The organism is Pseudomonas rustica (genome assembly GCF_018336155.1).
In the GTDB taxonomy this organism is placed as follows: Bacteria; Pseudomonadota; Gammaproteobacteria; order Pseudomonadales; family Pseudomonadaceae; genus Aquipseudomonas; species Aquipseudomonas rustica.
This window is the reverse complement of the sequence record NZ_JAGYHF010000004.1, coordinates 249,925-260,278: the sequence shown is the minus strand read 5'-3', so window position 1 is coordinate 260,278 and position 10,354 is coordinate 249,925. Positions and strand designations below refer to the sequence as shown.

Here is a 10,354-nt window from a genome sequence, read left to right as displayed (position 1 = left end):
ATATTGATGATCAACCCTGAGTTTCCCGCTCCAGCTCAGCTTCTACTTCGACAACCTTACCCTTGCTCTTCAACTCACTGACAATCACCGCCGCGACAATCAAACCAGCCCCGACCAGCGCAATCGCCGGCAACCGCTCGCCAGCAATCCGCCCGACGATCCCGGCCCACACCGGCTCACCGGCATAGATCAACGTCGCCCGCGTCGGCGAAACGCTCTTCTGTGCCCAGTTCATCGCCACCTGAATTGCCGCACTCGCAGCGCCCAGACCCAATGCAGTCACCAGCAACGTCCAGGAAAACTCCGGGATCAATTCGCCCGTGGGCACCACCAGCAGGAACGACAACACCGACGTCGTCGCCAATTGCACAACCGTCACCCGGCGCACATCCACCTGCCCGGCGTAAGTGCTGATCAAAATAATCTCGGCGGCAATCGCGATGGCGCTGATCAGCGTGGCAATTTCGCCCGGACTGAAATTCAGCGAAGCCCCCGCCGGCCCCGACAACAACATCAAACCAGTAAACGCCAGCATGATGCCAATGCTCGGCATCAACCCCGGCCGCCGTCCCAGCACCAGCCATTGCAGCAGCGGCACGAACGGCACGTACAACGCGGTAATGAACGCCGACTGGCTGCTCGGGATCGTTTGCAAGCCAACCGTTTGCAGGCCGTAACCGAGCATGATCGCCACGCCAATGAAGGCGCCGGCCTTGAGTTCAAACAGGGTCAAGTCGCGCAGATGCCGCCACGAGAACAACGCAACGATGCACGCCGCTGCAGCAAATCGCAGGCCGACAAAGAACATCGGGCCGCTGACCGTCATCGCGTGCTGCACCAGCAAAAAGGTGCCGCCCCAGATCATGGTAATCAGTACCAGCACGCACTCGGCTTTGCTGAATCTGGAGAAACGGAGGGAAGTGGGGGAGCTGTTCAACGACGTCATGACCTTGCGCACTATAAAAGGCAGGACGCACAATGCGCCCAACGTTGCGCAGTATACTGCCCAACCTCACCGAGTGAGCAATATAGTGCCCAAAGATTCCGCCCCAAGAACGTCCGTCCTTCAACACGTCAGCCAGAACGTTCGACGCCTGCGGCACGCGGCTGACATGAGCCAGACGGCGCTGGCCGAGAAATCCGGAGTCAGTCGACGGATGCTGGTAGCGATCGAGGCCGGGGAAAAGAACGTCAGCCTGACCACCCTCGACCGCGTCGCCGCCGCACTGGAAGTGGCATTCAGCGATCTGATTCAAGCGCCGGATGCTCGCGATCCGAGCCGCATCAACGAACTGGCGTGGGCCGGCACGCTGCCGGGCAGTAAAGCGGTGTTGCTGTCCAAAGCCACCGCTACCCGTGAAGTCGAGCAGTGGGAATGGTGCCTGGCGCCGGGCGAGGTGTATCCGTCGCAACCGGATGCCGAAGGCTGGAGTGAGCAGATTTATGTGTTCGAAGGGTGCCTGACGCTGATGCTCGGCGACGTGCCGCAGCATATTGGTACCGGGGAGTTTTTTATGTTTGCGAGTAATCAGCCGCATACCTATCGCAATGACGGGGATGTGCCGGCGCGGTTTGTGCGCAATGTGGTGATTTGAATGGAATACAGCGCAGACATCCTGATCATCGGCGGTGGCCTCAGCGGTACGATGCTGGCGGTGCAACTACTGCGGCAACCGGGCCAGCGAAAAATCCTGATCATCGAACCCCGCGCCGAACTCGGTCGGGGTGAGGCCTACAGCGCAGTCGAATTGGGCCACACGCTCAACGGCAACGCTGCACGAATGAGCGTTGATCCAGACAACCCTGACGACCTCACACAATGGCTGACCGAGCACATCGCGGCGGGCGGTTGGCCTGAGTCTGCCGAGCAGCATGTGCCAACCAGCGAGCTGTTCCCGCCGCGCGGATTATTCGGCGTCTACGTGCAGCAACGTCTGGCCGAAGCCCGGGCGGTCGGCGCTCGATATGGTTCGATCGTCGAGCATGTGCGCTCAGAAGTTGTTGATCTGCAGGTGCGCGAAGATTGCGTGCAGCTTACTTTGAGCAATGGACAGAACCTGCAAGGTTCATTCGCAGTCATCGCCACCGGCATGTTTCCTGCCGCGCGCACGCCGCAGACCGAATCCAGTGGCCTCAACGCCGCTGCGCTGGATCCGTGGGACGTCGCGGCCATGCGCCAGCTCGATCCGCAATCCACCGTGCTGATCATTGGCTCTGGCCTGACCATGGTCGATGCGGTGGTTTCGCTGGAGCAGGCCGGGCATCGCGGGCCGATAGAAGTGTTTTCTCGCCATGGCTTGCTGCCGCACGTACGCCGGCAACCGCCAGCGTGGGTGGATTTTCTCGCCGAGGATCACAGCATTCGAACACCACGGCAGTTGCTGCGCGAGTTGCGCCGCCATTGTCGTGAGGCGGTCGCGCAAGGCATCGACTGGCAGGCTCCCCTCGATACGGTTCGGGCACATATCGGACGGTTGTGGAGTCAGGCGAATGACGTGCAGCGGCGACAATTCGTACGGCATGTGCGGCCATGGTGGGAAAGCCATCATCATCGTTCGCCGCCGTTGAGTGCTGAATTGCTGGCGCGGTTGCACAGTGAAGGACGTCTGAGGATTCAAGCTGCATCGTTTAAAGGGCTAGTGCCGACAACGGAGGGTGGCGTGAATATTCGCATCCGACGCCGTGGCGAGGTTGAGACCTCCGTGGTTCACGGTGCAGCGTTGATCAACTCCAGTGGCATCGAATACGACTGGCGGCGCGTGGCGCGTCCGTTGCCAAAGCAATTGCTCGCGCGTGGATTGGTGCAACCAGGGCCGTTGGCGTTGGGGATTGCGGCAGTGGATGGCGCGGTGATGGATGCGGAAGGGCGAGTGGCCAGTCGACTGTTTGCGATGGGCCCGCCGCTGCGAGGGATGTGGTGGGAGAGTACGGCGGTGACGGATGTAGCGTTGCAGGCGAAGGCGTTGGCTCAAAGATTGGTTCACTGAACGCGTACCGTTGGTCGGAAAATAGGGTTTACCTGTAATTTCTGACAGTTGTGCAAGTATTGCCGAGGCTCCCTAATTGCACTGCAATAATTCAGTCGTACTCATCAAGTTATTAAAGGACTAAAAAATGACCAGTATCCCACAGCCCCTTGTAATCAAAGAAGCCATAGGCGACATGATTAAACTTTCCGATGTCCCAATGGATGGTGCTACAGCTCAGATTCTGCCGTATCGCCTTGATGAGTTTGAAGGTGTCCCATTTTATGTTCAGGTTGTTCTTGATGGAGTGCCGCTCACAGCACGATTTGAGGGGGTCACACCGTATTCGCAAACAATCGAGATAAATGTGCCACGCGCAGAATTGCTCAATCATGTAGGCCCAAAGGGCGTTGAGTTTTCATATCGATTGAACATTGGCGGAAATCAGGTGGTCGCTCCCAATACCAAATATGAAATTACTCATTAATCGGTAGCGTAGCGCATGCACTTGGGTCAAACATAACGCTGAGAATGTTCATGAATATGTCCAGAGCCATTCGCTAAGATCAACCAAGGGCAGCCAGCATTAAGTCGCTGGATGCCCATGGAAGTCTTGATTCGGTCAGTTGGAAGACTGCCATTGCTCCCACCTTGGTGCGCGGTTGGTTGAGCAGTTGCACGGTGAGTCGACGAGGCAAGGCTGAACCTGTGTGGTTCAAAGTGTGGCGTTGATTAATTCCAGTGGCATTGAGTACGACTGGCAGCGTGTGCCGCGACCATTGCCGCAGCAATCGTGAAGCCGGGACCTTTGGCGTTGGGGATTGCGGGTGGCGTGTATGGCCAGTCGACTGTTTGCGATGGGCCCGCCGTTGCGGGGGATGTGGTGGGAGAGTACGGCGGTGACGGATGTGGCGTTGCAGGCGAAGGCTTTGGCGATACGGCTGTTGGGTTGAGGGTGTTTGCGCTGACCTCTTCGCGAGCAATCCCGCTCCCACACTTGGAATGCATTTCAAAATGTGGGAGCGGGCTTGCTCGCGAAGGGGCCGTCCGCTTCAAAACCGTAGTTGAATGATCGACCGCTATCGCGAGCAGGCTCACTCCTACATGTATTTAGCGGTGGCGGGGGAGGGTTACGCCACCACGCGATAACACGGCACATACGCCGCGCCGCCCGGCAGTTTCATCCGGTGCTGGGCGACGAAGGCTTTGAGCAGTGCGTCGAGTGGTTGCATGATCGCCGCGTCACCACGGATCTGATACGGCCCGTGTTCTTCGATCAAACGAATGCCCTTATCCTTGACGTTCCCCGCCACAATCCCCGAAAACGCCCGACGCAGGTTCGCCGCCAGTTCATGCGGTGGCTGGTCGCGGTGCAGTTTCAGATTCGCCATGTTTTCGTGGGTCGGATCGAACGGACGCTGGAAGCCCTCGTCAATCTTCAGTAGCCAGTTGAAGTGGAACGCGTCGTTGCGCTCGCGACGGAACTGCTTCACCGCTTTCAAGCCTTGCGTCATCTGCCGCGCGACTTCGGCCGGGTCGTCGATGATGATTTCGTAGTGCTGCTTGGCCGCTTCGCCAAGGGTTGCGATAACGAAGGCGTCGAGCTGCTCCAGATACGGTGCGGCGTGTTTCGGCCCGGTGAGAATCACCGGGAAGGGCAGGCCTTGGTTGTCCGGGTGCATCAGAATGCCGAGCAGGTAGAGGAATTCTTCCGCCGTACCAGCGCCGCCCGGGAAGATGATGATGCCGTGGCCAACACGGACGAACGCTTCCAGACGTTTTTCGATGTCCGGCAGGATCACCAGTTCGTTGACGATCGGATTTGGCGCTTCGGCGGCGATGATGCCCGGTTCGGTCAAACCAAGGTAGCGGCCACCATGAATACGCTGTTTGGCGTGGGCAATCGTCGCGCCTTTCATCGGGCCTTTCATCACGCCGGGGCCGCAACCGGTGCAGATATCAAGGCTGCGCAGGCCCAGTTCGTGGCCGACCTTCTTGGTGTATTTGTATTCTTCGGTGTTGATCGAGTGGCCGCCCCAGCACACCACGATTTTCGGCTCGACGCCCGGGCGCAGGGTGCGCGCGTTGCGCAGCAGGTGGAAAACGTAGTCGCTGATGCCTTGCGAGGTGGTCAGGTCGATGCGCTGGCTGTCGAGTTCGTTTTCGGTGTAGACAATGTCGCGCAGGGCGCTGAAGAGCATTTCACGGGTGCTGGCGATCATCTCGCCGTCGACGAAGGCGTCGGCCGGAGCGTTCAGCAGCTCCAGGCGCACACCGCGATCCTGTTGGTGAATGCGGATTTCGAAGTCCTTGTAGGCTTCGAGGATGGTCTTGGCGTTATCGACATGGGCGCCGGTGTTGAGGATGGCCAGGGCGCACTGGCGGAAGAGGGTATAGGTGCTGCCGGATCCGGCTTCGCTCAGTTGCTGAACTTCACGTTGAGAAAGGGTTTCCAGGCTGCCTTTCGGGCTGACCGAGGCATTGATTACGTGTCGTTGGGTCATGCAATGATCCTTAAAACGATGTCATCTCAAGACTAGGCGATGGCATCCGAATAGTGTGTATCCATGAATGAAGATGGCACGATCTGCGCTGTACCGCCATGTTCCCGTTGGACGCTGAAAAGATGAAAAGGAGCCCCAGCATAGCTAAATCCCTCGTGGAGGCGATAATGCGCCGGCGAGTTTTTTTGTTTGCCCCTTTTGTCGCTCAAGGAAGTCATTTGTGATGTTCGAGATTCAGCCGATGGACGCCGCTACCTTTCGCCAGCAGACCCGGCGCAGCACGATCATTATCGCCGTGCTGTTCCTGGTGCTGGCGATGTTGTTTTCCAGCGTGGCAGTCGCGCTGTTCGGTGAGCCCGGCGGCGATAACCTGCGGTTTAACGTGGGCGGGGTGTTTCTGGCGTTTCTGCTGACGGCGGCCCTGTTGCGCGGGCGCTTCTGGAATCAGAGCTGGATGGCCCCGGCGGTGTACAGCTGGCGGCTCAAGCGCAGCCTGATGAGCATCACCAATGTGATGCATCAGGTGACAGCGGCGGTGGAGAAGAACGATCCGACGGCGATGAAAGTGCTGCGCTTCTATCATCTGGGGCTGACGCAGATGCATGAATTGGACGGCAACTCCAGCGATCATGGGCAACTGTGGCGGCAAGTCGAAACGCATAAAGAGCGGATGCACACGCTGGGGCTCGATACCGAGCAGACGCGGCTGGATCCGGCCTGGCTGGAAAACCTGAAGCAAGCGTCGCGTTAAAGCGCCTGCTTGCTGCGCAGTTTCCATGCGCGGAACAGGCGACCGTAGACCAACAGATTGACCGCCAGCACCACGCTGCCCAGCGCCAGTTGAATCTGTGGAGTGAGCCCTGCGGGGTAGATGATCGGCCAGACATAGTGCTCGATGAAACCGCCGGCGTATTCGGTCTGCCCGGCGGCGTGGCGCATCAGTTTTTCCCAGTAGGTCAGCGGGCAGGTCAGGTGCAATACCTCGACCGCCACGCCCCAGGCCGCCGCTGGCAAATGCAGCCACATCACTCGTGGCCACTTGAGCACCAGCAACCCGCCAAACAGCACGAACAAAATAAAGCACAAATGAAATAGCACCAGCCCGTCGGCTGCGATTCGGTAGAGCATGTCGTCTCCCTGACGTGGTTGCGAATGGCGTTATCTTACGCCGCTCGGGTGCTTACACGTCAGTGCGAAAATCGGCGAATTCGGCGCGCATCCGTCCGTTGTGTTTGGCCTGATACAGCAACTTGTCGACCTGTTCGACGAAGTGCAGCGGATCACTACCGACGGCGGCCTGTGTAGTGCCGACGCCCAAGCTCAACGTGACCAGCGGCGACACCGCCGAATGCTCATGAGCGATCTGCTGCTGGCGGATCAGGTGCAGGCATTTGTGCGCCACCAGGCGCGCCGACTCCGCATCGGTTTCCGGCAGCAACCAGACAAACTCTTCGCCGCCAATCCGCGCAATAAAGTCCCGTGGCCGATTGGCTGCCAGCGATAACGTCTTCGCGACCTGACGCAGGCATTCGTCGCCCTTGATGTGGCCGTAATGGTCGTTGTACTGCTTGAAATAATCGATATCGAGGATCAGCAACGACAGCGGCAAACCACTGCGTTGCGCGGTGGCCCATTCGCGTTCGAGCACGGTATCGAACATGCGCCGATTGGCGATCCCGGTGAGCCCGTCCTGAAACGAATATTCCTCCAATTGCTTTTGCAGGCGGATCAGGTGTTCTTCGGTTTTTTTGCGCTCGCTGATGTCGAACATGAACCCTACCAGCGCCTCGACTTCACCGTCCTTGCGCACCACGTGCACGACATCGCGGATCCACACGTATTCGCCGGTGCTGGTCAACGCACGGTAATCGGCTTCGTGATCGACGCCGGCGCGTGACTGCGAAACACAGAATTCCACCACGTAATCGCGATCGTCCGGGTGCATGCGTTCGACCCAGTCGTTGACCCCGACCCAACTGTTCTGCTGCCAGCCGAGCAGGGTTTCGATCTGCGGGCCGATGTAGCTGAAGGTCATGGTTGCCCAGTCGATTCGCCACGGAATGGCTTTGGTCGATTCCAGCAGGGTCTTGTACACGTCGCTGTCGATGGCGGTCATGGCGGGCACGGTCTCGGAAAAGTCTTCAACGGAAAAATCCAGCGCCAGCATGTTGCTAGCATGGAGTCGTTGCAAGCAGTTGGCCGATGAACGGCTGAGTCGGGCCGATTTCCCACAAGTGCGCAAGATTGTTCAAGCCAAAAAGCAGCGTTTGCTGGCACAGTCTTCGGCCGTTTCTCTGGTTGAAGGGCGTTATGTCTGACTCACTTTTACCGCGCAGTGCGTTTCTTCGCGGCGCTGCGGCGATCATGCCGTTATCACTGGCAACGGCGCCTTGGGGGCTACTGGCCGGCTCCATGGCGATCGAAGCCAATCTCACGCCGCTGCAAGGGCAGGGCTTGTCGAGCATTGTGTTTGCCGGTGCCGCGCAACTGGTGGCGATTGGCATGCTCAAGGGCGGCGCGGGGATTTTCTCGATTCTGCTGACCACGGTTTTGCTGACCTCACAGCATTTGCTTTACGGCATGAGCATGCGTTCGGTGATTTCGCCGTTACCGGGACGCTGGCGGATCGGCCTGGGTTTTTTGCTCACCGATGAGCTGTTTGCCTTGACCAGTCAACACGATCGCCAGCAGTTCAATCGCTGGTATGCGTTGGGCGTCGGCCTGACGTTCTATATCGCTTGGAATCTGTTCACGCTGGCCGGCATCGTCCTCGGCAGCAGCATTCCGGGGCTTGAACATTTGGGCCTGGACTTCTCGATTGCAGCCACTTTCATCGCCCTGATCACACCGGTGGTGCGCAACGTGCCGACGGTGGTGTGCGTAGCGGTTTCGCTGTTTTGTTCGGTGCTGTTCAGTTATTGGCAGTGGGGCTCGGCGCTGGTGTTGTCGGGGCTGGCGGGAATGACCGCAGGATTTATCTGCAACAAGCTGTATCGGGAGCGCACATGATGGTTTGGGCAGTGATTTTCGGCATGGGGATTCTGGTGTTCCTCAACCGTTACGTGTTTCTCGAGCCGCGTTTGCCGGTGCGCCTGAGCAGCAACGCGCGGCAGTTTCTCGGTTTTGCCGTACCGGGAATGCTCACCGCGATCTGCGGGCCAATCGTATTCATGCCGGACAAACAATTGAATCTGCAGTGGGACAATCCTTACCTGCTTAGTTCATTGGTGGCTATTGGCCTTGTTCTAGCCACACGCAACACGTTGCTCAGCATGTTGTTAAGCATGGCGTTCTTCTTTTTGTTGCGTTGGTGGTTGTAAGTTGCCTGAGCGAATCTGTTCTACGCTGTAAGGATGACCGTTTACTTGTGACAGGAGGTGGGCATGGCGACTGAGCAAGAACATCCACAACGGGATGAAGAAGACACAGACGAACCGACCGAAGAAGAGATCGAGCGCGAGAAACACAAGGAACAAACGTGGAAACGCGATGAAGGCAGGGACTTGTCGGATCCTGACCGCAAATTTTGATCCAAAAAAAAGCCCCTTGATTCAAGGGGCTTTTTCGTGGTTTTACAGATCTTCCAACTGCGTGAAATCGGGGTGTGAGGCCCGATAGCCCAAGGTTCGGTCGATCCAGGCATTGAGCTCGTTGACCATCACCGGCGGGTGGCCGGGATACCCTTCGAGGGTGGTGCGCAGGATGCGATCAATATTCGGGACATCACGCAGGTTTCGGGTCTTGATGTAGTGGCCGATAAAACAGTCGAGTTCAAAGCGTTCTGTCATCGACAGATAGACACACTCCAGGCCACCGACCTGTTTGATTGCAAAATCGTCGCGCAACTTATTTCTCTGCAAGGCTTGTAAATGTTTTAGTGGATTCCTGATTTATTGACTCTTTGGTCAATTGGTATACCAATCGGAAGGCGGCGCGCATGCTAGCTTTAGCGCTGGAAAATGTATGTATGACGATCGAAATGTCAGACAAGCGGTTAGTTCGCTCAAACGACTGTTTTACAGAGCCTGTCTCAAGCATGAAACAGCCTTTGTAAAGATACGGAGTCACCTGTAGGAGCTGCCGAAGGCTGCGATCTTTTGATGTTGATTGTAAAAAACAAGATCAAAAGATCGCAGCCTTCGGCAGCTCCTACATTCGTTAGACGTACGACGTTGAGGGATGTTTAGGGCTGCGGAATGATCAAGCTGGGCCCCTGATTGCGTACGTTACCCACCGCTTTGCCGACTTTGTGCCATTCGAACGCTTCACTGCTTTCCCCTTCGAACAGCAACATTTGCTCAGCGCGTTCAGCCGGTGTCGCCGGATCCAGCCATTCGCGCACTAAATCAGCGCGGAATACCACGGGGCGGCGATCATGAATATCGATCATCCCGCCAGCACTGTCGGCGGTGATGATCACGAAACCATCGTCGTCCCGCGCCGGTTTTTCTGGTGTAGGAAATTGCCCGATGGCAGCACAGAAAACCGGCCCATGATCTGCCCGACGAATCAGCCAGGGTTGTCGGGTTTTGTCCTCGGCATCGACCCACTCAAACCAGTTGTCGACCGGCACGATCAGGCGCTGTTTCCAGATCGCCCGGAAGAACGGCCCATGGGCGACTTTCTCGACCCGCGCATTGATCGGCGCGGCGCGATCCTTGGCCCAATGCGGGCGCCAGCCCCAGCGCAGGGTATCGGCGTAAATCTGCTGTTCGTGTTGATGAAGAATCGCCAGCGACGTGGTCGGCGCCGCGTTGTAATGCGCCAGTGGGGCATCGCCGACATGATTGATCAGTGCGTCGGGAATGCTCAGCACCGCGACAAAGTCATGGATGCCCCGGTACTGCGACAGTCTTCCGCACATGGCTGAACCTCCGGTTGGAC

13 protein-coding genes and 1 pseudogene are annotated in these 10,354 nt (G+C 57.8%); 8 read left to right on the top strand and 6 right to left on the bottom strand.

Features of this window, described 5'->3' with window-relative positions; all coding sequences use genetic code 11:
• Positions 1 to 10: 10 nt before the first annotated feature.
• Positions 11 to 946, bottom strand: a complete 936-nt coding sequence (locus KFS80_RS09145) for a DMT family transporter (protein WP_212544599.1) — start codon at positions 944 to 946, stop codon at positions 11 to 13.
• An 85-nt stretch (positions 947 to 1,031) separates the two neighbouring features.
• On the opposite strand from KFS80_RS09145, the gene KFS80_RS09140 reads away from it, so the two are divergent.
• The 4 genes and pseudogenes from KFS80_RS09140 to KFS80_RS09125 form a co-directional block, all read left to right on the top strand.
• The gene (locus tag KFS80_RS09140; protein WP_159814118.1) at positions 1,032 to 1,595 is read left to right on the top strand and encodes a helix-turn-helix domain-containing protein; all 564 of its coding nucleotides are present in this window, start codon (positions 1,032 to 1,034) and stop codon (positions 1,593 to 1,595) included.
• Positions 1,596 to 2,987, top strand: coding sequence for an FAD/NAD(P)-binding protein (locus KFS80_RS09135; protein WP_212544598.1), 1,392 nt, complete (start codon positions 1,596 to 1,598; stop codon positions 2,985 to 2,987). It abuts the gene before it with no gap.
• 127 nt (positions 2,988 to 3,114) lie between these two features.
• The gene (locus tag KFS80_RS09130; protein ID WP_212544597.1) at positions 3,115 to 3,453 is read left to right on the top strand and encodes a hypothetical protein; all 339 of its coding nucleotides are present in this window, start codon (positions 3,115 to 3,117) and stop codon (positions 3,451 to 3,453) included.
• Positions 3,454 to 3,638: 185 nt separating this feature from the next.
• Positions 3,639 to 3,919 (top strand): annotated as a pseudogene (locus tag KFS80_RS09125) (FAD/NAD(P)-binding protein); the annotation flags it as partial.
• 177 nt (positions 3,920 to 4,096) lie between these two features.
• Here KFS80_RS09125 and ppnN read toward each other — a convergent pair.
• Entirely contained in the window at positions 4,097 to 5,470 is a 1,374-nt protein-coding gene (ppnN, locus tag KFS80_RS09120) for a nucleotide 5'-monophosphate nucleosidase PpnN (protein ID WP_053121310.1), read from the bottom strand.
• Positions 5,471 to 5,693: 223 nt separating this feature from the next.
• On the opposite strand from ppnN, the gene KFS80_RS09115 reads away from it, so the two are divergent.
• Entirely contained in the window at positions 5,694 to 6,221 is a 528-nt protein-coding gene (locus KFS80_RS09115; RefSeq protein ID WP_212544596.1) for a DUF3087 family protein, read from the top strand.
• On the opposite strand, the gene KFS80_RS09110 is transcribed toward KFS80_RS09115, so the two are convergent.
• A complete protein-coding gene (locus KFS80_RS09110; RefSeq protein WP_212544595.1) occupies positions 6,218 to 6,598 on the bottom strand; it encodes a DUF2784 domain-containing protein in 381 nt (126 codons plus the stop codon). The genes KFS80_RS09115 and KFS80_RS09110 overlap by 4 nt on opposite strands.
• 52 nt (positions 6,599 to 6,650) lie before the next feature.
• A complete protein-coding gene (locus KFS80_RS09105; protein WP_212544737.1) occupies positions 6,651 to 7,586 on the bottom strand; it encodes a sensor domain-containing diguanylate cyclase in 936 nt (311 codons plus the stop codon).
• Between the two features lie 194 nt (positions 7,587 to 7,780).
• Here KFS80_RS09105 and KFS80_RS09100 point away from each other — a divergent pair, with 194 nt between their 5' ends.
• The 3 genes from KFS80_RS09100 (at position 7,781) to KFS80_RS09090 (ending at position 9,000) form a co-directional block, all read left to right on the top strand.
• Positions 7,781 to 8,479 carry an AzlC family ABC transporter permease gene (locus KFS80_RS09100; RefSeq protein WP_212544594.1) on the top strand — a complete coding sequence of 233 codons (699 nt, stop codon included), beginning with the start codon at positions 7,781 to 7,783 and terminating at the stop codon, positions 8,477 to 8,479.
• Positions 8,479 to 8,790 (top strand): AzlD domain-containing protein, encoded by a 312-nt coding sequence (locus tag KFS80_RS09095; protein WP_172680124.1) that lies wholly within the window; start codon positions 8,479 to 8,481, stop codon positions 8,788 to 8,790. The genes KFS80_RS09100 and KFS80_RS09095 overlap by 1 nt, the downstream gene beginning before the upstream one ends.
• Before the next feature lie 63 nt (positions 8,791 to 8,853).
• Entirely contained in the window at positions 8,854 to 9,000 is a 147-nt protein-coding gene (locus KFS80_RS09090) for a hypothetical protein (protein ID WP_172680121.1), read from the top strand.
• A 42-nt stretch (positions 9,001 to 9,042) separates the two neighbouring features.
• Here KFS80_RS09090 and KFS80_RS09085 read toward each other — a convergent pair whose 3' ends face one another.
• Both KFS80_RS09085 and KFS80_RS09080 read right to left on the bottom strand, forming a co-directional pair.
• Entirely contained in the window at positions 9,043 to 9,315 is a 273-nt protein-coding gene (locus KFS80_RS09085; protein ID WP_053121300.1) for a hypothetical protein, read from the bottom strand.
• Between the two features lie 338 nt (positions 9,316 to 9,653).
• Positions 9,654 to 10,334, bottom strand: a complete 681-nt coding sequence (locus KFS80_RS09080; protein ID WP_212544593.1) for an SOS response-associated peptidase — start codon at positions 10,332 to 10,334, stop codon at positions 9,654 to 9,656.
• Between the last annotated feature and the right edge of the window lie 20 nt (positions 10,335 to 10,354).